This window comes from Limnohabitans sp. 2KL-17 (assembly GCF_003063415.1).
Lineage (GTDB): Bacteria > Pseudomonadota > Gammaproteobacteria > Burkholderiales > Burkholderiaceae_C > Limnohabitans_A.
In genome coordinates, this window is record NZ_NESK01000005.1 from 65443 (window position 1) to 90648 (window position 25206).

Genomic DNA, 25206 nt, shown 5'->3' on the forward strand with positions numbered 1-25206 from the left:
TTCAATTTTTCAGGGCGCGGAATCCAATGTCCTTGCGCATCTGCATTCCATCAAATTCAATGGGGCTGGCTGTCTGGTAAGCCTTTTGCTGCGCCTGACGCACCGAGTCAGCCAATGCGGTAACGCAAAGGACACGCCCCCCGGAGGTCAAAATTTGACCGTCCATTTCGGTTGTCCCTGCATGAAAGACCATGGCCTCGTCGTTGTCCTCGGGCAAGCCGCTGATGGGGTCACCTTTGCGCGGATTCACAGGGTAGCCTGCAGCTGCCATCACCACCCCCAGGGCCACCCGGCGGTCCCACTCCATTTCAAGGCTATCAAGGCCTTCTGATGTGGCCGCCATAAGGACTTCCAAAAAATCTGATTTCAGGCGCATCAAAATCGGTTGGGTCTCAGGGTCGCCCATTCGGCAGTTGAACTCCAGGGTTTTGATGCGGCCTTGAGGGTCGATCATCAGCCCCGCATACAAAAAGCCCGTGTAGACGATGCCGTCTTTTTCCATGCCCCGGATGGTGGGCAGGATGACTTCGCGCATGGCGCGGGTGTGCACCTCGGCCGTGACGACCGGCGCGGGCGAATACGCGCCCATGCCCCCTGTATTAGGGCCTTCGTCACCATCGAGCAAGCGTTTATGGTCCTGGCTAGTGGCCAGGGCGGCAACGTGCTTGCCATCGCACAGCACCATGAAACTGGCTTCCTCGCCTTGCAAGAATTCCTCGATCACCACCCGGGCGCCACCCGTGTTGTGGGCCACACCCAGCGCAGTGTCTGTCAGCATGAAATCGATGGCTTCGTGGGCTTGAGCCAACGTCATCGCCACAACCACCCCTTTGCCAGCGGCCAAACCATCGGCTTTGACCACGATAGGGGCACCTTTGCGGTCCACGTAGGCATGGGCCAAGGCCGTGTCGGTGAATGTTTCGAACTCGGCCGTGGGAATGCCATGGCGCTGCATGAAGGCTTTGGAAAAGGCCTTGGAGCTTTCAAGCTGGGCTGCCGCCTGGGTGGGGCCAAAAATGCGTAAACCATGGGCGCGAAAATCATCCACGATGCCCGCAGCCAAAGGCGCCTCAGGGCCGACCAGGGTCAAAAACACGCTGTTGTCGATGGCCCACTGACGCAAGAGCGCCAAATCGGTGATCGGCACATTGATCAGGTCAGGGTCTTTGGCCGTGCCGCCGTTACCAGGCGCCACATAAACCTGCTGAATTCGTGGCGACTGCGCCAACTTCCAGGCCATAGCATGCTCCCGGCCACCACTGCCCACTACCAATACTTTCATCAAACTTCCTTAATCTTCAAACTCTGCATTGTGGAAAACGTTTTGAACGTCGTCCAAGTCTTCCAATACATCCAACAGTTTTTGCATTTTGGCAGCTTCTTCCCCCAAAAGTGACACGGTATTTTCTGCCCGCATGGTCACTTCAGCCATTTCAGCGACCAGTCCCGCTGCTTCCAAAGCGTTTTTGACAGCTTCAAAATCAGCAGGGGCAGTCAACACCTCGATGGCGCCGTCCTCATCGGTGATCACGTCCTCAGCGCCGGCTTCCAAGGCCACCTCCATGACTTTGTCTTCGTTGGTTCCGGGAGCGAAAACCAGCTGACCACAATTTTTAAACTGAAACGCCACCGAACCTTCGGTGCCCAAGTTGCCACCATGTTTGCTCAAGGCGTGGCGCACTTCGGCAACAGTGCGAACTCGGTTGTCGGTCATGGTGTCCAAGATGATGGCGGCTCCCCCGATCCCATAGCCTTCGTAGCGGATCTCTTCGTAGCTCACCCCTTCGAGGTTGCCCGTGGCCTTGTCGACGTTGCGCTTGATGGTGTCAGCGGGCATGTTGGCCGCCTTGGCCTTCTCAATGGCCAGGCGCAAACGCGGATTGGCGCTGACATCACCACCACCGGTTCGGGCCGCCACCATGATTTCACGGACCACCCGGGTCCAGATGCGTTGGCGTTTTTCGTCCTGACGACCTTTTCGGTGCTGAATATTTGCCCATTTACTGTGGCCAGCCATCGGAAATTCCTTGAATGTTGATTTAACCTAGAGTCTGAATTTTACGTTTCACAAGCAGGAGGAAACCAAACATGGCCGAACCAATGCTGATTGCTCAAAATGCGCAGGTCCAATGCCACCTATTGCCCGGACTTGCCAACCGACATGGCCTGATCACCGGCGCCACAGGCACGGGCAAAACCGTGACCCTGCAGACCCTGGCTGAGCAGTTTTCTCGTTTGGGTGTACCTGTCTTCATGGCCGATGTGAAAGGCGATCTGACCGGCATCAGCCAGCCTGGCCGAATTGGCGAAAAACTCGCCGCCGTACTGAAAGACCGAGGCCTCGCCCTGCCCGAACCCGCCGCCTGCCCCACCACTTTGTGGGATATTTTTGGCGAACAAGGGCATCCCGTGCGCGCCACCATCTCGGACATGGGTCCCTTGTTGTTGACCCGCATGTTGGGCCTGAACGAAACCCAGGCGGGCGTTCTGAATCTTGTTTTCAAGATCGCCGATGAGCATGGCTTGCTGCTTTTGGACATGAAAGACCTGCGAGCCATGTTGCAGTATGTGGGTGACAACGCCAAAAACTTCACCACCGAATACGGCAACATCAGTGCGGCCAGCATTGGCGCCATTCAGCGCGGTTTGCTGCAAATCGAAAGCCAGGGTGGCGACCAGTTCTTTGGTGAGCCCATGCTCAACATTGAAGACTTCATGCAAACCGATGCCCAAGGCAAGGGTGTGGTTAACATTCTGGCCGCTGACAAGCTGATGAACTCCCCGCGCTTGTACGCCACTTTTTTGCTGTGGCTGCTTTCTGAATTGTTTGAAGTACTGCCCGAGATCGGCGACGCCGACAAGCCAAAACTTATTTTCTTCTTTGATGAAGCACATTTGCTGTTCAAGGACGCGCCTGCGGCTTTGGTCGAGCGCATCGAACTCGTGGTCCGACTGGTCCGCTCCAAAGGCGTGGGGGTTTATTTCGTCACCCAAAACCCGCTTGATATACCGGACAGCGTTCTGGGCCAACTTGGCAACCGAGTTCAGCATGCCTTGCGCGCTTACACCCCACGCGATCAAAAAGCAGTGGCTGCCACCGCGCAGACCATGCGGCCCAAGGCGGGGCTGAACATCGAAACGGCCATCACCGAGCTTGCCGTAGGTGAAGCCCTCGTGAGTTTTCTGGATGCCAAGGGGCGCCCTTGTGAGACAGAACGCGTATTTGTGCTGCCCCCAGCCAGTCAGCTAGGCCCAATTGCTGCGGCCCAACGGCAATCATTGATCCAGAATTCTTTGGTCGCAGGGATTTACGAAACCGCCAACGACCGCGATTCTGCCTACGAGAAGATCAAGGATCAAACACTGGCGAACAAGGCGGGCACAGCCCAAGCATTACCGGGTATGGCCACAGAAGCAGCGGACAAGGATGGCGGCCTGATGGGCGGCCTGTCAGATCTGATTTTTGGATCCAAAGGCCCACGAGGCGCCCAGCGAGATGGCATGGCCCAGATGGTGGTCAAGAGTGCTGTGCGCACGGTTGGATCGGCCATTGGATGTGAAATCGTGCGCGGCGTGCTGGGGAGCTTGATCGGATCTAGTCGACGCCGGTAATTTTTTCCCAAAAAAAACCGCCTGGTCTTGACCAGGCGGTTCTTTCAAGGGTGAAGACGACCTTATCAGGCAGTCTCGCCCAAAACTGTCACGGTCACGTCGACCACCACATCGGTGTGCAAGGCCACCGCTACAGTGGATTCGCTCACGGTTTTGATAGGGCCGTGAGGCATGCGGATCTGTGACTTGAGCAGCTTGTAGCCTTGCTTGTTCAGCTCTTCGGCAATGTCCTGGTTGGTCACAGAACCAAACAAACGACCATCCACGCCAGCCTTTTGTGACAGCTTGACGACCAGACCCGACAGTTTCTCGCCTTGGGCTTGTGCTTCAGCCAGTTTGGCAGCAGCGGCTTTTTCGAGTTCAACACGGCGAGCTTCAAACTCGGCCTTGTTGTTTTCGGTCGCACGGCGAGCACGGCCTTGAGGAATCAGAAAATTGCGAGCGTAACCGTCTTTGACTTTGACGATATCGCCCAAATTACCAAGGTTCACAACCTTTTCGAGCAGAATGATTTGCATGGTTGGGCTCCTTAGACTTTGTGCTGGTCGGTGTAGGGCAACATGGCCAGAAAGCGCGCACGCTTGATGGCAGTGTTGAGCTGACGCTGGAAAATGGCGCGAGTGCCAGTCAGGCGTGCAGGAATGATCTTGCCGTTTTCGGCGATGAAGTCACGCAAGGTGTCCACATCTTTGTAGTCGATTTCTTCGACGCCGGTCACTGTGAAGCGGCAAAAACGCTTGCGCTTAAAAAGCAGCGATTGGGTATTGCGCTTTGGGCGCTTGTCTTTGTTGAACTTTTTGAACGTGGCCATGGGGCCTCCTGAAATTAATCTTGCTGAAACTCTTGAATGTGCAACACGACACTTTTGCCTTGTCGAGGGGTGGCCAAAAAGCCTTTGAACGTCCAAACACTGCCTACCGCTTGCTTGACCAGAGCTTCTGCCAGGGACCCGAAGGCCAAGGCGCGAAGTTTGAGCTGGACTTTTCGGGCTTGACCGGCCTCTTGTATTTCAGAGGCGTGCTCAAGAATCAAATCCAGAGCGGGCAAACCGGCGGGGGTGTAACGCAGAGCGTTTTGCTCGGCAATACAGGCAGTCAATTCTGTGCTGTTCACTCCTCAACAGGCCAGCATCAAGCGGCGAATTCGGCTTGTTGTGATTTACGGGCTTCTTCGCGCTCGACCGTCTTCATCATGGAAGAAGGACCGGCGTCTGCTTTCTTCTTGAGCACAGTCAGGTGACGCAAAACGGCATCGTTGAACTTGAAGGCATGCTCCAGTTCAGCCATGACGGCTTGATCGGCTTCAATATTGACGCACAGGTAGTGGGCTTTGCCCAGTTTGTTGATCTGGTATGCCAACTGACGGCGGCCCCAGTCTTCAACACGGTGGATGTTGCCACCGCCGGCAGTGATCATGCCTTTGTATCGCTCCAGCATGGCCGGAACTTGTTCGGACTGATCGGGATGGATCAGCAAAATGATTTCGTAATGACGCATTGAGACTCCTTGCGGTTAACCTAAAAGGTTGGAAAAGCCGCCCCCAGCGTCTGTTGGGGTGCGGCAAGGCGAAGCCTCGAATTATAGCTTTAATTCAGAGGCCGGGATAGCCAGGCTCTGAGGCCACGACCTCTTTACGGGGGCCAATCCAACGCGTGGGCACAAGTAAAGTGAGTAAAACCATCACCAAAAGGCCTGCGGGCACACCGAAAACACCTGCAGACAATGGCTGGATACCTAACCATAGGCCGCCAATTGGGTCCAGCCCCCATATTTGGCGAAAACCGGGGGCATTGATGAGCATGTAATAAAGGGTGACACCCAAGCCCGTCAGCATGCCGGCAACAACTGCAAGTCGGTGGACCTTGGGCCACAGCATGCCCAAAACCATGCCAGGGAAAAATGCAGCAGCGGCCAATGAAAAGGAGGTTGATACAAGCGCCAGGATCTCTGCTGGCTTGAAAGCAGCCACGACAGCGGCCAGCATGGCCACGGTCAGCAAAGCAAATTTGGACAAAATGACCCGCCCTTCAGACGATTTGGGTTTGTGCTCTCGCCCTGGCCCGATGTCGTGCACCAAAGCGTTGCTGATGGTCAGCAGCAAGCCGTCTGCTGTCGACAAAGCAGCGGCCAAACCCCCTGCGGCAACCAAGCCTGAGACCACGAAAGGCATTCCACCAAGTTCTGGCGTGGCCAGCATGATCATGTCAGCCCCCAGCTTCAATTCACCCAATTGCAAAACCCGGTCACCATTGACATCAGAAAATTCCAGCAAAGCAGAATCAAGACGCGCCCATTGGGCCATCCAGCTGGGCAAATCCTCAAAACTGCTTCCCACGAGGCTGTTCAACACCTCAAACTTGACCAATACAGCCACAGCGGGGACGCTCAAGTACAGCAAACCAATGAAGAACAAGGACCACGCCACAGAACTGCGCGTTTCGGCCACCGAAGGCAGGGTGTAAAAGCGTGTCAACAAATGCGGCATGCCCGCTGTTCCGATCATGAGGCAAAACACCAAAGCCAAAAAATTGAGGCGGGATTCACCAAACAACTTGACCTCTTCGGGACTGCCATCCGGCTGCCCCGCGAAGGCTTGGGCGTGGGGGGGCATGCCCCCCAAAGGTTTGGCACGCTCACGGTTTTCATGCATGGCGCGAGTCCACTGCTCACGCGCTGAAGCCGCATCGCGCGGCACCGACAACAGCTCACGCCGGGCTTGCGCAATGGCTGCGTAATCGGCAGATTGCGCCTTGAGCGTGCGAATTTTTCCCTCCAACTCTTGGCGCAATTCGATCATTGACTGTTCGACATTCTCCAAACGCGACTCAAACACTTTTGCCCGACGCGCGAACTCTTGACGCACCTCGATTTCAGCAGGGTCGTTGACCAGTTTTTTTTCAATCGCTTCAATTTGGGCCAGTTGCTGCCCATAGACCAAAGGTGCCAGGGGTGTTCCCAGTTGCTTGTAAGCCAGCCAGGAAACGGGAATCATGAAGGCCATCAACAACATGATGTATTGGGCCACCTGGGTCCAGGTGATGGCACGCATACCTCCCAGAAAGGAGCACAGCAAAACGCCGCCCAATCCGAGCAAAATGCCGATTTCAAACTGAACGCCCGTCAAACGGGATGCGATCAGCCCGATGCCATAGATCTGGGCAACCACGTATGTGAACGAGCACAACACCGATGCCAGGGCCGCGATGATGCGAGGCCAGCGTCCGCCATAGCGGCGGTCAAAGTAGTCTGGCAAGGTGTAGAGCTTCATGGCTCGCAAATGGGGGGCGATCAACAATGCGACCAAACAAAACCCACCTGTCCACCCCATCACGTAAGCCAAGCCACCGGGCTGCTGACCACTGCCAGAAAACCCCTGCAAATAAAGTGCACCGGACAAGCTGATGAATGAGGCTGCACTCATCCAATCTGCCGCAGTGGCCATGCCGTTGTACATGGCTGGAATGCGCCGCCCGGCGACGTAATACTCGTCCTCGTCAGAGGTCCGGCTCGAAATGCCAATCAAGGCATAAATCATCACCGTGCTGAATAAAAAGATGGGGCCAATCAAGTTGCGTGACAAGCCCCATCGCTCTGCCAAGGCCATGGCGCCAACCAAGCTGACAAGGATGGCAATGTAAATCAGTACATTGCGATGAAGCCGCCGATGGTATGCCGCAGTTTGAATGGATGCCATACTTTGAGACAACAAAGATCCGTGCTCAAAAAATCAGCGGCCCAGTTGGGTCCAGGTTTCGATCACCGTGTCCGGGTTGAGCGAAATGGAGCTGATCCCCTGGTCCATCAACCAACGAGCGAAGTCCGGATGGTCACTGGGGCCCTGGCCGCAAATACCGATGTATTTGCCTTGTGACAAACAAGCCTCGATCGCTTGCGAAATAAGCGCCGTCACGGCTGGATCGCGCTCATCAAAGTCCATCGCCAGCAGGGGCATGCCTGAGTCACGGTCAAGGCCCAAGGTCAATTGCGTCAGATCGTTCGATCCGATCGAAAAACCATCAAAAAACGCCAGGAACTGCTTGGCCAGAATGGCGTTGCTGGGCACTTCGCACATCATGATGAGCTTCAGGTCGTCTTCGCCACGTCGCAAACCCTGGGTGGCCAGCAAACGGGTCACCTTTTCGGCCTGCCCCAGCGTGCGAACAAAGGGCACCATGATCTGCACATTGGTCAGGCCCATCTCGCCGCGCACACGCTTGATTGCTTCGCATTCCATGGCAAAAGCTTCGCCAAAGTCTTCGCTGATGTAACGCGCTGCACCCCGAAAGCCCAGCATCGGGTTTTCTTCTTCCGGCTCGTATCGGCTTCCACCAATCAGCTTGCGGTATTCGTTGCTCTTGAAATCGGAAAGACGCACGATCACGGGCTTTGGCCAGAATGCCGCAGCGATGCTCGCAACCCCTTCAGCCACCTTGTCCACATAAAACGCACGCGGAGATGCATGGCCACGGGCCACAGATTCCACAGCCTTTTTCAGGTCGGCGTCGATTGCTGGGTAGTCTAGGATGGCTTTGGGGTGCACGCCAATGTTGTTGTTGATGATGAACTCCAGACGCGCCAGTCCGACACCCGCGTTGGGCAGCTGGGCAAAATCAAAAGCCAACTGGGGGTTGCCCACGTTCATCATGATTTTGGTTTTGATCTCGGGCAACACGCCACGCTGGATCTCACTGATTTCGGTTTCGAGCAAGCCGTCATAAATATGGCCGGTATCACCTTCAGCGCAGCTGACAGTCACAAGAGTGCCTTCATGCAACGCTTCCGTGGCGTTACCGCAGCCCACGACCGCTGGAATGCCCAACTCGCGGGCAATGATGGCGGCGTGACAGGTACGCCCGCCACGGTTGGTGACGATGGCGCTAGCCCGCTTCATCACAGGCTCCCAGTTCGGGTCGGTCATGTCTGTCACCAGCACGTCCCCAGGCTGCACCTGGTCCATTTCGCTGATGTTGTGAACAAGACGGACCGGGCCTGTGCCAATCTTCTGACCAATCGCCCGCCCCTCAGCCAGGATCACGCTTTTGCCTTTGAGCTTGTATCGCAGTTCGGGGGTGCCTTTGGCCTGACTTTTGACGGTTTCCGGGCGGGCTTGCAGGATGTAAAGCAAACCATCCGTGCCGTCTTTTCCCCACTCGATGTCCATCGGGCGGCCGTAATGCCGCTCAATGATCACCGCATATCGGGCCAGCTGCTCGACTTCATCATCTGTCAGGCTATAGCGGTTTCGCAATTCAGCAGGCACATCGGTGGTTTTGACCAGCTTGCCAGAAGCGGCTTTCTCTTCTGGGGTGGCAAATACCATTTCGATCAGCTTGGAGCCCAGGTTACGCCGGATGACGCAGCGCTTGCCGGCAGCCAGCATGGGCTTGTGAACATAAAACTCATCGGGATTGACCGCGCCCTGCACCACTGTCTCACCCAAACCGTAGCTTGAAGTGATGAACACCACGTCTTCAAAACCCGACTCGGTATCAATGGTGAACATCACGCCTGCCGCACCCAAATCAGAGCGAACCATGCGCTGAACACCCGCTGACAAGGCCACATCGGCATGGGCAAAACCCTTGTGCACCCGATAACTGATAGCCCGGTCGTTGTAAAGGGATGCGAAGACTTCTTTCATCTTGTGCAGCACATCTTCGATGCCCACCACGTTCAAAAAGCTCTCTTGCTGCCCAGCGAACGAGGCATCAGGCAGATCTTCGGCTGTGGCGGAAGAGCGCACAGCGAATGAAGCATCGAGGTTACTGCCTTGCATGCGAACAAACTCTTCGCGAATGGCTTTTTCAAGATCGGCCGGAAAAGGTTGGTCCACGACCATGGCACGAATTTCTGCACCTGCTGCGGCCAAGGCACGGACGTCCTCGGTGTCCAGGGCATCCAGTCGGGTGTTGATGCGCTCGGTCAAGCCACCGAAGGCCAGAAACTGCCGAAAAGCATGGGCGGTCGTGGCAAAACCTGTCGGCACACGCACTCCGGAAGGCAACTGGGAAATCATCTCCCCCAAACTGGCGTTTTTGCCACCGACCGACTCCACATCGGTCATGCGCAAATGCTCAAACGGGACGACCAGGGCGGTCTCACTGAAAAGATCAGGCATTAAAAGCTCCAAAGTTAAAACCAGGCTCCATGAGGCAGGACGGGGTTTTGTTGTTCTTGGTGTGAACCGCCGTCCGGGGTGCCATGGATAATCAGATCATTTTAGGGGGCTCGGCACCCCGTCATTTAATTTTTTCAAGCCCATGTCAAAACGCACTGTCTTTTTCGTTTCCGATGGCACTGGCATCACTGCCGAGACTTTCGGCAACGCCATCCTGGCCCAGTTCGACATGAAAACCAGGCATGTGCGTCTGCCCTTTACAGACACCATCGACAAAGCCCACCAGGCGGTGCGGCAGATCAACCACACCGCTGACACCGAAGGCAACAAGCCGATCGTATTCACCACCTTGGTGAACATGGATGTGCTCAAAGTCTTACAAGCGCATTGCCAAGGCATGCTGCTGGACATGTTTGGCACCTTCGTGAATCCGCTGGAAAACGAGTTGGGCATCAAGTCACATCACCGGGTGGGTCGTTTTTCGGATGTGAGCAAAAGCAAGGAATACCACGACCGCATTGAGGCCATCAACTTCTCTTTGGCCCATGACGATGGGCAATCCAACCGCGATCTTGACTCTGCCGAGGTGATTTTGGTCGGTGTGAGTCGAAGCGGAAAGACACCAACCAGCCTATATTTGGCCATGCAGCATGGGCTGAAAGCTGCCAACTACCCCTTGATCCCCGAAGACTTTGACCGCAAGCAACTGCCACCAGCCTTGGTGCCACACCGTAAAAAAATCTTCGGCTTGAGCATTCATCCCGATCGGCTGGCTGAAATTCGCGCCGAACGTCGGCCCAACTCACGTTACGCCAGTCTGGAAAATTGCCGCATGGAAGTCTCTGAGGCAGAAGCCATGATGCGCCGGTCTGGCATCCGCTGGCTGTCCACCACTACCAAATCGATCGAAGAAATTGCGACAACCATCTTGCAAGAAATCAAGCCCGACCGGTTGATTTATTGAGCCTCTGGCTTACCGCCATTGCAACGACAAGGCGGTGGATTCACGCGAGTGTTGCAGCGATCCGTTCGGCGCACTTGCGAGCCTGCAAGGCAACGCGTGCCTCCACCATCACACGAACTAAAGGCTCGGTGCCACTGGCGCGAATCAAAACACGCCCAGAATCGCCCAACTCAGACTCCGCAGCCCGCTTGGCATCCCATAAAGCTTCATGGCCTTCCCAATCAAAGCCTGGCGCCAAACGCACATTGATCAAGGTTTGCGGAAACAGTGTGATGTCCTCGAGCAGTTGCGCCATTGTCTGACCACTGCCCACGCAGGCTTGCAGCACCTGCAAAGCACTCACCAAACCGTCTCCCGTGGTGTGCTTGTCAAGGGCTAACAAATGGCCAGAGCCTTCACCACCCAGCAGCCAGCCTTTGTCGTGCAAGACTTCCAGCACATAACGGTCACCCACTTTCGCTCGCACAAATTGAACACCGCGTCGCTTGAATGCCAATTCGACAGCCAAGTTGGTCATCAAGGTGCCCACGACCCCCGGCACGGCTTCATCACGGGCCAGTCGGTCAGCGACCATCAGATACAACAGCTCATCGCCGTTGAAAAGGCGGCCAGTGGCATCCACAAATTGCAACCGATCGGCATCACCATCCAGAGCAATGCCGTAATGGGCACCATGGTCCTTGACAGCCTGCACCAAGGCCTCGGGGTGCGTGGCCCCCACAGCCTTGTTGATGTTCAGTCCGTCGGGCGAACAACCGATCGCGATCACCTCGGCGCCCAGTTCGTGAAACACTTTGGGGGCAATTTGGTAGGCCGCACCATGGGCCGCATCTACCACGACCTTCAATCCTTTGAGTGTCAAATCGTTCGAAAAGGTGCTCTTACAAAATTCGATGTAACGCCCCGCAGCGTCGTTGAGGCGACGGGTTTTTCCCAGAGCGGCTGAATCCACCCAGGCCGGGTCCTCCAGAAGCATGGCCTCAACCGTCTCTTCCCAGGCATCCGATAGTTTTTTGCCTTGTGCACTGAAAAACTTGATGCCGTTGTCAGCAAAGGGGTTGTGGCTTGCGCTGATCACAACACCCAAAGAAGCACGCTGCGCACGGGTCAGATAAGCAACAGCGGGGGTGGGTACAGGACCCAGCAAAACCACATCAACCCCTGCTGAATTGAACCCTGACTCGAGTGCACTTTCGAGCATGTAGCCGGAAATACGGGTGTCTTTGCCGATCAGCACGGTCGGGTGCGCCTCTTGAGACTTCAAGACACGGCCCACAGCATGCGCCAACCGCAAAATGAAATCCGGCGTGATGGGGCTTTGCCCCACTGTGCCGCGGATACCGTCTGTGCCGAAATATTGACGCGCCATGAAAACAGTCCTGATTTTTGTAATAAGTTCTGGAATTTTAGCTGCCCGGGCAACCACTGATCCTGACAACAAGCAGGGATTTAGCGCATCAGCGCACCTAAGTTATTGAATGGCTTGCCAGACTTTAAGAGCATCCACCGTCTCCTTGACATCGTGCACCCTGACCACAGAGGCACCCCGCTCCACAGCCAACAAGGCTGCTGCCACACTGGCCGACTGTCGCTGGGCAGGTTCTGGCACCTGCCCCTCTTTGGACAACACCGCGCCCAAAGCCGATTTGCGCGACCAACCCGCCAGAATGGGGTACCCCAAACCCAACAACTCAGCCTGCCTGGCCAATAATTGAAAGTTCTGGGCCACTGTTTTGCCAAAACCAATGCCTGGGTCAAGCACCAATCTTTGCGCAGCGATCCCTTGCGCTAAAAGCACACGGACGCGATCTTGCAAAAATGTCTCCACCACTGCGAGCACATCGCCGGCCATGGTCTCCGTTTGCATGGTTTGGGGATCACGGTGCATGTGCATCAAACAGACGCCACACCCCGGATGGGCCGCAATCACACGCTCTGCACCCGGTTGCCGCAAGGCCCAAATATCGTTGATGATGTCCACACCGCAATCCAGCACGGCCTGCATCACCTCAGGTTTGTATGTGTCTACAGAAATCGGCACATGCCAACGAACAGCTTCACGAACAAATGGCATAAGTCGAGCCAACTCCTGAGACAACGGCACAGCAGTTGCCCCTGGGCGCGTAGACTCGCCACCAATGTCCAGAATTTGAGCACCGTTGTCCAGCAATTTTTCTGCATGGCGCAAGGCTTGGGCCGTCAGCGCTTGCTGGCCACCATCCGAAAAAGAATCGGGCGTGATGTTCACAATGCCCATGACCCAGGGGCGAGAAAGGTCCAAGTCAAATCGCGCAGTCTGCCAGCGCTTTGCGACATTCAGTTCTGTTTGTTGGCATGCCATATGGGTTACTCCATGAAAAACGGAGCCCTAAGGCTCCGCTTCTGTTGCGCTGCTACTGCTAAATCAAGCAGCCGTGGTTGCCGGCTCTGGCTGAACCACAGTTGAACCACCACCGCTACTGCCACCTCCAGAGGGGGGTGTTCGGGGTGTCCAATCTTTGGGTGGCAGGGGATCACGCCCAGCCATGATGTCATCGATCTGGTCTTTGTCGATGGTTTCCCATTCCAGCAATGCTTTGGCCATGCCATGCATCTGGGCGCTGTGCTCTTCAATCAGACGACGCGCAACATTGTATTGCTCATCAATGATTCGGCGCACTTCCATATCCACCTTCTGCATGGTGGACTCGCTCATGTTGGTGGTCTTGGTGACTGAGCGACCCAGAAACACTTCACCCTCATTTTCAGCATAGACCATGGGGCCCAAAGCATCGGTCATTCCGTAACGCATGACCATGTCTCGGGCAATGGTCGTGGCGCGCTCAAAGTCGTTGCTGGCACCCGTGGTCATCTGGTGCATGAACACTTCTTCTGCAATGCGACCGCCGAACAGCATGCTGATCTGGTTCAGCATGAATTCCTTGTCGTAGCTGTAGCGGTCTTTTTCAGGCAGGCTCATGGTGACACCCAAGGCGCGGCCACGTGGAATGATTGTCACCTTGTGAATCGGGTCGCACTTGGGCAAAAGCTTGCCGATCAAGGCATGCCCAGCCTCGTGATAGGCCGTGTTGCGACGCTCTTCTTCGGGCATGACCATGCTTTTACGCTCTGGGCCCATCAGGATTTTGTCTTTGGCTTTTTCAAAGTCGACCATCTCCACCACGCGGGCGTTGCGACGCGCTGCCATCAATGCCGCTTCGTTGCACAAATTAGCAAGATCAGCACCACTCATGCCTGGTGTACCCCGGGCAATCACCTCGGCCTTCACGTCCTGGCCGATCGGCACTTTGCGCATGTGCACGTTCAAAATTTGCTCACGCCCACGAATGTCCGGCAGGGTCACGTAGACCTGGCGGTCAAAACGGCCTGGGCGCAACAAAGCCGCATCCAAAATGTCCGGACGGTTGGTCGCAGCAACCACGATCACACCCAGGTTGGTTTCGAAACCATCCATCTCGACCAGCATCTGGTTGAGGGTCTGTTCGCGCTCGTCGTTGCCGCCACCCAGGCCTGCGCCACGCTGGCGACCGACCGCGTCAATTTCGTCAATGAAAATGATGCAAGGCGCGTTCTTTTTGGCGTTCTCGAACATGTCGCGAACACGGGAAGCACCCACGCCCACGAACATCTCGACAAAATCTGATCCGGAGATGCTGAAAAACGGCACTTTCGCTTCACCCGCGATGCCTTTGGCAAGCAGAGTTTTACCGGTGCCAGGAGGACCCACCAAAAGCAAACCGCGGGGAATACGGCCACCCAATTTTTGGAAACGTTGGGGATCTTTAAGGAAGTCAACCACCTCTTTAACTTCTTCTTTGGCTTCATCACAACCTGCAACATCAGCAAAAGTGGTGTTGTTGTTGTTTTCGTCCATCATGCGTGCCTTGGACTTGCCAAAGCTGAACGCACCGCCTTTGCCACCACCTTGCATCTGCCGCATGAAATAAACCCAGACACCGATCAACAGCAGCATGGGCCCCCAGCTGACCAGCAATGTCATGAGCAAGGAGCCCTCCTCGCGAGGCTTGACATCGAACTTGACGCCGCTGCTGATCAAATCGCCCACCAAGCCACGGTCAAGATAAGTGGCCGTTGTCTTGATGCGTCGGTCATCGTTTGTGATGGCGATAATCTCGGTGCCACCAGGGCTCTCGGAAATGGTGGCGCTCTTGATCCGGTTGCTGCGAACCTCTTCCAGAAAGTCTGAATAGCCAACAGCATTCGCACCTGCGACACCACGGTTGTCAAACTGTTTGAACAAGGTGAACAGCACCATGGCAATCACCATCCAAACGGCAATTTTGGAAAACCAAGGGTTATTCAAGAGAGTCTCCAATCGAAAAAAATTACTGTTGTTATTCTAGGCCTGCCACATGCCGGCAAGCGCTAAAGATGTTGTTTTAGCCCTCGGAAACCGAGGAATTACCCACTCAAATGGGGTTGATCAGACCCATGCCCACCAAAAAAGTCTCCGAAGACTTGTCCCGAGAAGCCTTGGGCTTGATCGGCTTGACCACTTTGAACGTTTCCTTGAACATCTTCACGATCTGACTGTAGCCGCTGCCATGGAAGACTTTGACCACCAAGGCCCCTTGCGGTTTCATGTGATTTTGGGCAAATTCCACCGCTAACTCAATCAAATGTGTGATGCGCGCCGCATCCGACGACTCGATGCCCGACAAATTGGGGGCCATGTCAGACACGACCACATCCACTTGGCGGCCCTGCAATGCGGACTCCAAAATGGCCGAGACCTCGTTTTCGCGAAAATCCCCTTGGATAAATTGAACACCCTCCACCGCGGCCATGGGCAAAAGATCCAAGGCAATGATGGTGCCATTCAGCCCCCCCACAGCCGCCCCGTCCGGTGACAACCTCCTGCGCAGGTACTGGCTCCAGGCGCCCGGGCTTGAACCCAGATCGACCACCAGATCTCCTGGACGGATCAAGCCAAGGGTTTCGTCAATTTCTTTCAGCTTGTAGGCTGCCCGAGCACGGTATCCCTCTCTCAGAGCTAATTTCACGTAGGTGTCATTGACATGGTCGTTCAACCAGGCTTTGTTGACCTTTTTACTTTTGGTTTTGACTTTCATTCTTATGCGTCCTTGCGGGGATAATACGGGGATGTCCCAAATACAACTTACACCTGCCGAGCGCAAAGTTTTTCGCGCCGATGCCCATCACCTCGACCCGGTTGTCATGATCGGTGGCGATGGCCTGACCCCTGCTGTCATCAAGGAAACCGAAGCGGCCTTGAATGCACACGGCCTGATCAAGATCCGCGTTCTGGGCGATGATCGTGCCGCACGCGAGGCCATGTTTACCCAACTCAGTGACCAGCTCAGTGCGGCTCCAATCCAGCACATTGGTAAATTGCTAATTCTTTGGCGCCCTCAGCCCGAAAAAATCAAGGAAGCCGACGAAGACCGCAAAGCAGGCCCACGCGACTTCAAGATCCTGAAATACAGCTCGCGTGGCGGTCAACGCCCAGAGGTCAAAACAGTTCGCGTCCTGGGCAACCAGCGCCTGGCTGCGGGAGGACAAATCAAGCGGGCCAAGCCAAAACAAAAATCAATCAAAAAAGGTCGCCTGGACTAAACCCAGAAACAAGCCTTGGCGGCCTCTTTGGAAGCCAATAAGGCCGATTGCTCATCGGTCTCGACCGTCAATCAAATATACGAAACACCTACGATTTCGTAGCGGCGTAAGCCACCCGGTGCCTGCACTTCGGCCACGTCGCCCTCTTCCTTGCCAATCAACGCGCGCGCAATCGGACTGCTGATGTTGATCAACCCCAGCTTCAAATCGGCTTCGTCCTCCCCCACGATCTGGTAATTGACCACCTCACCCGTACTCTCGTCTTCGAGTGCCACGGTTGTTCCAAACACCACGCGACCGCCTGCGTCCACAGAGACGGGATCGATGATTTGCGCAGCCGACAGCTTGCCTTCAATTTCCTGAATGCGGCCTTCGACGAAGCCTTGCCGGTCTTTGGCCGCATCGTATTCAGCGTTCTCGCTCAGGTCGCCCTGGGCTCGGGCTTCAGCAATGGCTTGAATCACGCCGGGGCGGTCCACGGTTTTGAGTCGGTGCAACTCGTCCTTGAGCTTTTCAGCCCCGCGTTTTGTAATCGGGATTGTCGACATGTTCAGTTCTCCAAAAAGCAAACCGCCGAGTGTTGAAACTCGGCGGTCATTCACAACATTATGCCTTGCAACAAAGTGCAAGGCATCGGGTTCACGCGGCCAACTGGGCGTGCATTTCCTGAAGCGAAATAACGTCCAGCTGATCCATGTACTTCATGCCCTCTACGGCCGCTTCTGCGCCTGCAATGGTGGTGAATGTCGTGACCCGATTGAGCAGCGCTGAAGTGCGTATGTGACGCGAATCGGCGATCGCATTTCGACGCTCTTCGACCGTATTGATCACCAACACCACTTCATTGTTTTTAATCATGTCCACAATATGGGGGCGACCTTCGGTCACCTTGTTCACGGTAGCACAGCCCACTCCTGCAGCCTGGATGGCTGCAGCCGTGCCTTTGGTTGCGATCAATTCGAAGCCTTGCGCCACCAACTGTCGAGCCGCTTCAATCGCACGGGCCTTGTCGGTGTTCTTCACCGAAATGAAAACCTTGCCCGATGGTGTTCCATCTGCCTTTGTCGGGCGCGGCAGTTTGGTGCCTGCTCCCAATTGGCTCTTCACAAAGGCTTCGCCAAAGGTTTTGCCGACCCCCATGACTTCGCCTGTAGATTTCATCTCGGGGCCAAGGATGGTGTCCACACCTGGGAACTTGACAAAGGGGAATACCGCTTCTTTCACACTGAAGTACGGGGGCGTGACTTCCTTGGTGACGCCTTGCGATGCCAACGACTGGCCCGCCATGCAACGGGCAGCAATCTTGGCCAAGGGCATGCCCGTGGCCTTGGAAACATAAGGCACAGTGCGAGATGCGCGGGGGTTAACTTCCAGCACGTAGATGACATCTTTGCCATCGATGTGCTGAATGGCGAACTGCACGTTCATCAAGCCGACCACGTTCAAAGCGGCTGCCATCGCTGCCGATTGACGTTTAAGCTCGTTCACGGTTTCGGATGACAGGGAGTAAGGGGGCAGCGAGCAAGCCGAGTCGCCGCTGTGCACGCCGGCTTGTTCGATGTGCTCCATCACGCCACCGATAAAGGTCTTGCCTTCTGGATCGCGCAGGCAATCCACATCGCACTCGATGGCATCGTTCAGAAATCGGTCCAGCAAAACAGGTGAATCGTGCGAAACCTTGACCGCTTCGCGCGTGTAACGCTCAAGATCGCGCTGCTCATGCACAATTTCCATGGCACGACCACCCAACACATAGCTGGGACGCACAACCAGTGGGTAGCCCAGTGCAGCGGCTTTTTCCAGCGCTTCCGGCTCTGTCCGGGCGGTGGCGTTGGGCGGCTGACGCAAACCCAGCTCTTGCAACAGCTTTTGAAAACGCTCGCGATCTTCTGCCGCGTCAATCATGTCAGGGCTGGTCCCGATGATGGGTACACCCGCAGCTTCCAGATCCAGTGCCAGCTTCAAAGGCGTTTGCCCCCCGTATTGAACAATCACACCGGTTGGTTTTTCTTTGTCAACAATCTCGAGTACATCCTCAAGCGTCACTGGCTCAAAGTACAAGCGGTCCGAGGTGTCGTAATCGGTCGACACGGTTTCAGGGTTGCAATTGACCATGATGGTTTCGTAGCCATCCTCGCGCATGGCCAATGCTGCATGAACACAACAATAATCGAACTCGATGCCTTGACCGATTCGGTTAGGCCCCCCACCAAGTACCATGATTTTTTTGTTCTGGGTAGGCTCAGCTTCGCACTCACCGTCGCCATTTCCCTCGTAGCACGAATACATATAGGCGGTATCGGTCGAGAATTCGGCCGCACAGGTATCCACGCGTTTGTAGACGGGGCGAATCTTCAAGGCGTGGCGGCGGGCCCGCACAACATGTTCGGTCGTTTTGAGCAACTTGGCCAAACGGCGGTCAGAAAAACCTTTCTTTTTAAGCGCACGCAATTCTTCAGCCGTGATGGCTTCCAGATTGGTGGTTTCAAGTTCCAGTTCTATCTTGACGATTTCTTCAATCTGCACCAAAAACCACGGGTCGATCTTGGTCAAGGCAAACACCTCGTCCACACTCAGGCCCATGGCAAACGCATCGCCGACATACCAAATGCGCTCGGGACCGGGCTCACCAAGTTCTTTTTCGAGCACTTCGCGGTCTTGGGTTTTCTCGTTCATGCCGTCCACGCCGACTTCCAGCCCGCGCAGGGCTTTCTGAAAAGACTCCTGAAAAGTGCGCCCGATGGCCATGACCTCGCCCACCGATTTCATCTGGGTGGTCAATCGGCTGTCAGCGGTAGGAAATTTTTCGAACGCGAAACGAGGTATCTTGGTGACCACATAGTCAATGCTGGGCTCAAAGCTCGCAGGGGTGGCGCCACCTGTGATGTCGTTGCGCAGTTCATCAAGGGTGTAGCCCACAGCCAGTTTGGCGGCCACTTTGGCGATCGGGAAACCCGTGGCTTTGGAAGCCAACGCCGATGAACGCGACACGCGGGGATTCATCTCGATGACCACCATGCGACCATCTTGCGGGTTGATAGAAAACTGGACGTTGGATCCCCCCGTGTCCACGCCGATTTCGCGCAAAACTGCCAAAGAGGCATTGCGCATGATCTGGTATTCCTTGTCGGTCAGCGTTTGTGCAGGCGCCACAGTAATCGAGTCACCGGTATGGACCCCCATGGGGTCGAGGTTTTCGATCGAGCAGATGATGATGCAGTTGTCCGCCTTGTCGCGAACCACTTCCATCTCGTACTCTTTCCAACCCAAAAGCGACTCTTCAATCAACAATTCGGTGGTCGGCGAAGCCTCCAGCCCACGCTTGCAAATGACTTCGAACTCTTCGGGGTTGTAGGCAATGCCACCGCCTGTGCCACCCAAGGTGAAACTGGGGCGAATGACCGTGGGAAAGCCCAGGGTCTTTTGCACTTCCCAGGCTTCTTCAAGACTGTGAGCGATGCCCGAGCGCGCAGAGCCCAGACCGATCTTGGTCATGGCGTCCTTGAACTTCAGACGGTCTTCGGCTTTGTCAATGGCTTCGGGCGTGGCGCCGATCAGCTCAACTTTGTACTTCTCAAGCACGCCGTTGTGCCACAAGTCCAGTGCACAGTTGAGCGCAGTCTGCCCACCCATGGTGGGCAAGATCGCATCAGGCCGCTCTTTGGCAATGATTTTTTCAACTGTTTGCCAGGTGATGGGCTCGATGTAAGTCACATCGGCAGTGGCCGGGTCGGTCATGATCGTGGCGGGGTTGCTGTTGATCAGGATGACCTTGTACCCCTCTTCGCGCAAAGCTTTGCAAGCCTGGACGCCGGAGTAGTCAAATTCGCAAGCCTGACCAATGATGATCGGTCCAGCTCCAATGATGAGGATGCTTTTGAGGTCGGTGCGCTTGGGCATATTATTTCGCCTCCATCAAATGGATGAAGCGGTCAAAAAGGTAAGCAATGTCATGGGGGCCTGGCGAAGCTTCAGGGTGTCCCTGAAAGCAAAAGGCAGGCTTGTCAGTGCGGGCCAATCCTTGCAAAGTGCCGTCAAACAAGGATACGTGGGTAGCACGCAAGTTGGTGGGCAATGATTTTTCGTCCACTGCAAAACCGTGGTTCTGGCTGGTGATTGAAACACGGCCAGTGTCAACATCCTTGACTGGATGGTTGGCGCCGTGGTGCCCAAACTTCATCTTGAAGGTTTTGGCACCACTGGCTAAGGCCATGATCTGGTGACCCAGACAAATGCCGAATGTGGGAATGCCGGTTTCAATCAGTTCCGCTGCAGCAGCGATGGCGTAATCGCAAGGCTGTGGATCGCCAGGGCCGTTGGACAAAAAGATGCCATCAGGTTTGTGCTTGAGCACGTCTGCTGAATGGGTCTTGGCAGGCACCACCGTGACTTTGCAGCCTCGTTCGGCCAGCATGCGCAAGATGTTTTTCTTGACGCCAAAGTCATAAGCCACTACATGGAATCTGGGCGATGCCTGGGTGCCGTAGCCTGCACCCAATGTCCACTCGGTTTGCGTCCACTCGTAAGGCTGATCAACTGTGACTTTTTGTGCCAGATCCAGACCCGCCATGCTGGGGGTGACCCTGGCTGCGGCGATCGCCTGATCAATCAAGGCCTGAGTGATCTGCTGTCCTTGGGCCAAGCCCACGATGGCCCCATTTTGAGCCCCCTTGGTGCGAAGGATCCGAGTCAGTTGGCGAGTGTCGATATTGGCAATGGCCACTGTACCGCTGTCTGCCAAATAAGAGGAAAGTGTTTGGCTGGAGCGGAAATTGCTCGCGATCAAAGGCAAATCCTTGATGATCAAACCAGCGGCATGGACTTTGTCAGCTTCGATGTCTTCCACACTGATCCCGTAGTTGCCGATATGCGGGTACGTCAGGGTGACGATCTGCTGGCAATAGCTGGGGTCGGTGAGGATTTCCTGATAGCCGGTGATCGAGGTGTTGAACACCACTTCGCCGACTGTGGAGCCGGGAGCTCCGATCGAATTACCGATAAAGACCGTGCCGTCTGCAAGCGCCAATATGGCGGGCGGGAAGGTTCCCTGAAGAGACAAAAGCACTGGGTTCTCCGGAATAGTTCGGGTACGCCTCAGCACTCACAAGAGATTTGATCTCTTTTTGGCTGCTTGTTCGAGGATTGGGCCTGGGATGGACTGTGGCGTACTGGTTGATGCGGGAAAGCCTCTCATTATAGCTGAGGACCACTCGAAAACCCTGACGATTTGCCCACAAATCAAGCCAGCCCTTCAGCAAAAGGGACTCAACAGCTGGCGGTTGCGCTGGCGTGCAGGCAAATGGCTGCCGCAGTGGCCACATTCAGTGATTCTTCGCCACCGGGCTGGGCAATGCGCACTTTTTGATGTGCCAATGCCATCAAACTGTCACTCACACCCTGCCCTTCATGCCCAAAGACCCAGGCGCATTTTTGCGCTAAAGCGTTGCTCTGCAGCAATGCGTGTAAAAAAGGGCCCTCATGAGAACTGGTGGTCAATATGGGAACCTGCAAGGCAGCCACATCGGCTTCGCTGGCGGATTCGACCATGTGCAAAGCAAAATGAGCGCCCATACCAGCCCGGAGAACCTTCGGGGACCACAGAGCCGCAGTGCCCTTGATGGCCAGCACCTGGCGGTAACCAAAAGCCGAAGCACAACGCAATATGGCCCCAACGTTGCCTGCATCCTGAAGGCGGTCCAAAACCACGGTCATGGCATCCGGCAAGATGTTTTTTTCTGACGCCCAGTCCACAACAAAACCCATTCGGGCAGGCGACTCCAGGCCACTCAAGCTGGCAAACAGGGTGTCAGGCAAAACAAACAACTGATCACTCAGACCTGCCCACTGCGGCCCTTGTTCTTCAAAAAAGGACGCGCACAACACAATCTGTAGCGGACGAACACCTCGCTCGAGGGCGGCACGGCAAAGGTGATCGCCTTCAAGCCAGAACTGCGAAGCCTTTCGGTAGGCGGTGCCGTCTTGCGCGAGGCGCCGCCAAGTCTTGACTTGCGGGTTTTCTCGAGAGGTGATCAGGTTCATCACTTGCTCCTGACCACCGGGGCAAATGTCATCCTGTGGCAGTCTGCAGGTCCATGCATTTGCAATGCTTCCAGATGTTGGGCAGTGCCATACCCCTTGTGTTGATCAAAGCCATACAAGGGATACCGCTCGTGCATGGCCTGGCACAAGCGATCACGGTGCACCTTGGCCAAGATCGAAGCCGCCGAAATAGCCGGCACCAACGCATCACCTTTCACAATGGCTTCTGCCCGGATGGTCAGCATCGGCAGACGGTTGCCATCGATCAGCACCATTTTGGGCGGAAGTCGCAAAGTTTCAACAGCTCGCTTCATGGCCAGCATCGTGGCTTGCAAGATGTTCAACTGGTCAATTTCCTGCACACTGGCCTCTGCGATTGAAAAACACAAAGCCCGCGCCCTGATTTCGTCAAACAGGCTCTCCCGGCGCTTGGCTGTGAGTTTTTTGGAGTCGTTCAAGCCGGAGATGGGGTTCAACTCGTCCAGAATCACGGCGGCCGCCACGACCGGGCCCGCCAGCGGCCCGCGCCCGGCCTCATCAACCCCGGCCATCAGGCCAGCGGTGTCCCAATTCAAGGTTTTTTGCTCAATCAGCAAGGATTTTCTGGATCGCATGGGTCGCCAGCGTCGGCATGTCCTGACGCAGTTGAAGGTGCAACTCGGTAAAGCGCTGCTGAATATTGGCCACAGCAACAGGATCGTCCAGCCACTGCAACACGGCTTTGGCCAAGGCCTCGGGCTGAACCTGTTCTTGCAAAAATTCGGGGACCAGGCTTTCATTGCACAGGATGTTGGGCAAACCAATCCAGGGCAGTAAGCGCTTGCGGTTGGCGATCTGCCAGGACAACCATTGCATTCTGTAAGCAATGACCATGGGGCGCTTGTGCAAAGCCGTTTCGAGCGTCGCGGTACCACTGGCCACCAGCGCCACATCGCAGGCAGCCTGCACCTCATGGGAACGCCCCATCACCAAATGCACATGGCCATGCATGCCAGCTTGTGCGATGGCTGCCTCGATCATGGGTTTCAAGGGGCTGTGGGTGGGCAAGACAAATTGCAACCCGGGGCGAACCGTCAGCATTTGACGTGCGGCTTGAAGGAATGCAAGGGCTAGACCTTTGACCTCAGAAGGTCGGCTGCCCGGCAACAAGGCCACCACGGTGACATCGGCGGGCAGGCCCAGAGCCAGGCGTGCTTTCAAGCGGTCAGGCTGCAACGCAATCACATCGGCCACAGGATGCCCGACAAAGGTGCCCTCAATGCCATGCTGCGCCAACAAGGCGGGCTCAAACGGGTAAATGCACAAGACATGGTCCACGCTGTCGCGAATTTTCTGAACGCGCTCCGGGCGCCACGCCCAAATGGATGGGCACACCAATTGAACCGTGGGAACGCCCTGCTTGCGCAGCAAGCGCTCCACCGGCAAATTAAAGTCAGAGGCGTCCACACCAACATACAAATCAGGGGGAGAAGCCAGCAATTCCTGAATCAGGCTTTGACGAATTCCGTTGATGTGGCGGTAACGCCAAAGCGCCTCGACCAAACCACGCACGGACAACTCATCACAAGACCAGCGCGACGTGAAACCCGCCGCATCCATCTGCGGCCCGCCAATGCCTGAAGCATTCAGATCAGGCCAGGTTTTACGCATGCCCTGCAACAACAACGCGGCAAGCATATCGCCAGAACGTTCAGCCGCAACCATGCTCAAACGCAAGTCTTGCTTGATTGCTGCGCCTGGAAGTGGCGGCGCGCCTTGCACAGACATCACGCCTTCAAAGCTTGTCGAATAACGCCACAGACTTCATCCACGGCATCGTTGCTTAATTCGGGGTAAATGGGCAAGGACAAACAGCGCTCAGTCACAGATTCGGTCACAGGAAAGCTGGCCCCAGCTGCGATCGAAGCAAAGACTTTTTGCCAGTGCAAGGGCACGGGATAGTAAATAGCACTGGCAATTTTTTGCTCGGTCAGCGCCTGCTGAACGGCTGCACGGTCATCGGTCAACAAAGTGTACTGGTGGAAAACGTGCAAGCCCACGCCATCTTCAACCGGTGTCTGCAACTTCAGCCCCGCCAAGCCAGCGTTGTAACGATGGGCAACCCTGCGACGCTCTTGGTTGTAATGGTCGATCAGGGGCATCTTGGCCCGCAACACCACCGCCTGCAACTCGTCCAGGCGACTGTTGTAACCAATGATGTCGTGGTAATAGCGAACTTTGCTGCCATGGTTGCGCAACATGCGTAATTTTTCAGCCATCGCATCTGACTGCGTGGTCACCATGCCGCCGTCGCCGTAGCAGCCCAGGTTCTTGCTGGGAAAAAAACTGAACGCGGCAACATCCCCCATCGCGCCGGTTTTACGGCCACCGATATCGGCGCCAAACGATTGCGCGCAATCTTCAACGAGCTGCAGCTTGTGCTCTTTGGCCAAATCCATCAAAGGCGCCAGGTCGGCGGGTTGCCCAAACAAGTGGACTGGCAACAAGGCTTTGGTTTTCGGAGTGATGGCGCGCCGCGCCTGCGCTACATCGATGTTGAAGGTGCCAGGATCGATGTCCACAAACACCGCTTTGGCCCCCACATAAGCAATCGCCTCGGCAGTGGCGATGAAGGTAAACGGTGAGGTGATGACTTCGTCACCAGGCACGATGTCTGCAGCCAGCAAAGCCAGGTGCAAGGCATCCGTGCCATTGGCGCACGTGATGGCATGGGCCACACCCAAATAAGTCGACGCCTCTTGTTCAAACGCCTGGACGTTGGGACCCAATATGAATTGCGCAGCACTCAAGGCATTCAAGAAAACAGGTTCAAGTGTGGGCTGGAGGTCACGGTATTGAGCGACCAGATCGACCATAGGAATGCGCATGGCTTGCCT

General features: G+C 55.6%; 22 protein-coding genes. 3 read left to right on the forward strand and 19 right to left on the reverse strand.

Translation table 11 applies throughout. The annotated features are described in order from the left end of the window. Window position 1: 1 nt before the first annotated feature. Together purD and B9Z45_RS03455 are read right to left on the reverse strand one after the other, a co-directional pair. Window positions 2-1282 (reverse strand): phosphoribosylamine--glycine ligase, encoded by a 1281-nt coding sequence (purD, locus tag B9Z45_RS03450; protein WP_108405835.1) that lies wholly within the window; start codon window positions 1280-1282, stop codon window positions 2-4. Window positions 1283-1291: 9 nt separating this feature from the next. Beyond that, complete coding sequence (locus tag B9Z45_RS03455; RefSeq protein WP_108405836.1) at window positions 1292-2017, reverse strand: YebC/PmpR family DNA-binding transcriptional regulator; 726 nt, start codon at window positions 2015-2017, stop codon at window positions 1292-1294. Window positions 2018-2088: 71 nt separating this feature from the next. Here B9Z45_RS03455 and B9Z45_RS03460 point away from each other — a divergent pair, with 71 nt between their 5' ends. Next, window positions 2089-3612, forward strand: coding sequence for a helicase HerA-like C-terminal domain-containing protein (locus B9Z45_RS03460; protein WP_108405837.1), 1524 nt, complete (start codon window positions 2089-2091; stop codon window positions 3610-3612). A gap of 65 nt (window positions 3613-3677) precedes the next feature. Here B9Z45_RS03460 and rplI read toward each other — a convergent pair whose 3' ends face one another. The 6 genes from rplI to ppsA form a co-directional block, all read right to left on the reverse strand. Continuing rightward, window positions 3678-4130, reverse strand: a complete 453-nt coding sequence (gene rplI / locus B9Z45_RS03465) for a 50S ribosomal protein L9 (RefSeq protein WP_108405838.1) — start codon at window positions 4128-4130, stop codon at window positions 3678-3680. Between the two features lie 11 nt (window positions 4131-4141). After that, window positions 4142-4423, reverse strand: coding sequence for a 30S ribosomal protein S18 (rpsR, locus tag B9Z45_RS03470; RefSeq protein WP_019427495.1), 282 nt, complete (start codon window positions 4421-4423; stop codon window positions 4142-4144). Window positions 4424-4437: 14 nt separating this feature from the next. Further along, complete coding sequence (gene priB / locus B9Z45_RS03475; RefSeq protein WP_233252060.1) at window positions 4438-4710, reverse strand: primosomal replication protein N; 273 nt, start codon at window positions 4708-4710, stop codon at window positions 4438-4440. 32 nt (window positions 4711-4742) lie between these two features. Beyond that, entirely contained in the window at window positions 4743-5108 is a 366-nt protein-coding gene (gene rpsF / locus B9Z45_RS03480) for a 30S ribosomal protein S6 (RefSeq protein ID WP_108405840.1), read from the reverse strand. 94 nt (window positions 5109-5202) lie between these two features. Beyond that, a complete protein-coding gene (locus tag B9Z45_RS03485; RefSeq protein WP_108405841.1) occupies window positions 5203-7305 on the reverse strand; it encodes a VC_2705 family sodium/solute symporter in 2103 nt (700 codons plus the stop codon). A 33-nt stretch (window positions 7306-7338) separates the two neighbouring features. Then, window positions 7339-9729: a phosphoenolpyruvate synthase gene (gene ppsA, locus B9Z45_RS03490; RefSeq protein ID WP_108405842.1), complete on the reverse strand. Its 2391-nt coding sequence runs from the start codon at window positions 9727-9729 to the stop codon at window positions 7339-7341. A 142-nt stretch (window positions 9730-9871) separates the two neighbouring features. Here ppsA and B9Z45_RS03495 point away from each other — a divergent pair, with 142 nt between their 5' ends. Beyond that, window positions 9872-10693, forward strand: coding sequence for a pyruvate, water dikinase regulatory protein (locus B9Z45_RS03495; protein WP_108405843.1), 822 nt, complete (start codon window positions 9872-9874; stop codon window positions 10691-10693). 40 nt (window positions 10694-10733) lie between these two features. On the opposite strand, the gene glmM is transcribed toward B9Z45_RS03495, so the two are convergent. The 4 genes from glmM to B9Z45_RS03515 all read right to left on the reverse strand — a co-directional run bounded on the left by glmM (window position 10734) and on the right by B9Z45_RS03515 (window position 15786). Further along, a complete protein-coding gene (gene glmM, locus B9Z45_RS03500) occupies window positions 10734-12062 on the reverse strand; it encodes a phosphoglucosamine mutase (protein WP_108405844.1) in 1329 nt (442 codons plus the stop codon). Window positions 12063-12164: 102 nt separating this feature from the next. Then, the gene (folP, locus tag B9Z45_RS03505; protein WP_108405845.1) at window positions 12165-13034 is read right to left on the reverse strand and encodes a dihydropteroate synthase; all 870 of its coding nucleotides are present in this window, start codon (window positions 13032-13034) and stop codon (window positions 12165-12167) included. A gap of 63 nt (window positions 13035-13097) precedes the next feature. Continuing rightward, a complete protein-coding gene (gene ftsH, locus B9Z45_RS03510; RefSeq protein WP_108405846.1) occupies window positions 13098-15017 on the reverse strand; it encodes an ATP-dependent zinc metalloprotease FtsH in 1920 nt (639 codons plus the stop codon). A 106-nt stretch (window positions 15018-15123) separates the two neighbouring features. After that, a complete protein-coding gene (locus B9Z45_RS03515) occupies window positions 15124-15786 on the reverse strand; it encodes an RlmE family RNA methyltransferase (protein ID WP_108405847.1) in 663 nt (220 codons plus the stop codon). 31 nt (window positions 15787-15817) lie between these two features. On the opposite strand from B9Z45_RS03515, the gene B9Z45_RS03520 reads away from it, so the two are divergent. After that, window positions 15818-16291, forward strand: coding sequence for a YhbY family RNA-binding protein (locus B9Z45_RS03520; RefSeq protein WP_108405848.1), 474 nt, complete (start codon window positions 15818-15820; stop codon window positions 16289-16291). Window positions 16292-16362: 71 nt separating this feature from the next. Here B9Z45_RS03520 and greA read toward each other — a convergent pair whose 3' ends face one another. The 7 genes from greA to B9Z45_RS03555 form a co-directional block, all read right to left on the reverse strand. After that, window positions 16363-16839, reverse strand: coding sequence for a transcription elongation factor GreA (greA, locus tag B9Z45_RS03525; RefSeq protein ID WP_108405849.1), 477 nt, complete (start codon window positions 16837-16839; stop codon window positions 16363-16365). Between the two features lie 91 nt (window positions 16840-16930). Next, a complete protein-coding gene (gene carB / locus B9Z45_RS03530) occupies window positions 16931-20191 on the reverse strand; it encodes a carbamoyl-phosphate synthase large subunit (RefSeq protein ID WP_108405850.1) in 3261 nt (1086 codons plus the stop codon). Between the two features lies 1 nt (window position 20192). Then, a complete protein-coding gene (gene carA, locus B9Z45_RS03535; RefSeq protein ID WP_199221833.1) occupies window positions 20193-21356 on the reverse strand; it encodes a glutamine-hydrolyzing carbamoyl-phosphate synthase small subunit in 1164 nt (387 codons plus the stop codon). 200 nt (window positions 21357-21556) lie between these two features. After that, window positions 21557-22330, reverse strand: a complete 774-nt coding sequence (locus B9Z45_RS03540) for an RNA methyltransferase (RefSeq protein WP_108405851.1) — start codon at window positions 22328-22330, stop codon at window positions 21557-21559. Beyond that, a complete protein-coding gene (gene rnhB, locus B9Z45_RS03545; RefSeq protein ID WP_108405852.1) occupies window positions 22330-22944 on the reverse strand; it encodes a ribonuclease HII in 615 nt (204 codons plus the stop codon). The genes B9Z45_RS03540 and rnhB overlap by 1 nt, the downstream gene beginning before the upstream one ends. Continuing rightward, window positions 22916-24097, reverse strand: coding sequence for a lipid-A-disaccharide synthase (gene lpxB / locus B9Z45_RS03550; protein ID WP_199221834.1), 1182 nt, complete (start codon window positions 24095-24097; stop codon window positions 22916-22918). The genes rnhB and lpxB overlap by 29 nt, the downstream gene beginning before the upstream one ends. After that, window positions 24097-25197: a DegT/DnrJ/EryC1/StrS aminotransferase family protein gene (locus tag B9Z45_RS03555; RefSeq protein WP_108405853.1), complete on the reverse strand. Its 1101-nt coding sequence runs from the start codon at window positions 25195-25197 to the stop codon at window positions 24097-24099. The genes lpxB and B9Z45_RS03555 overlap by 1 nt, the downstream gene beginning before the upstream one ends. Between the last annotated feature and the right edge of the window lie 9 nt (window positions 25198-25206).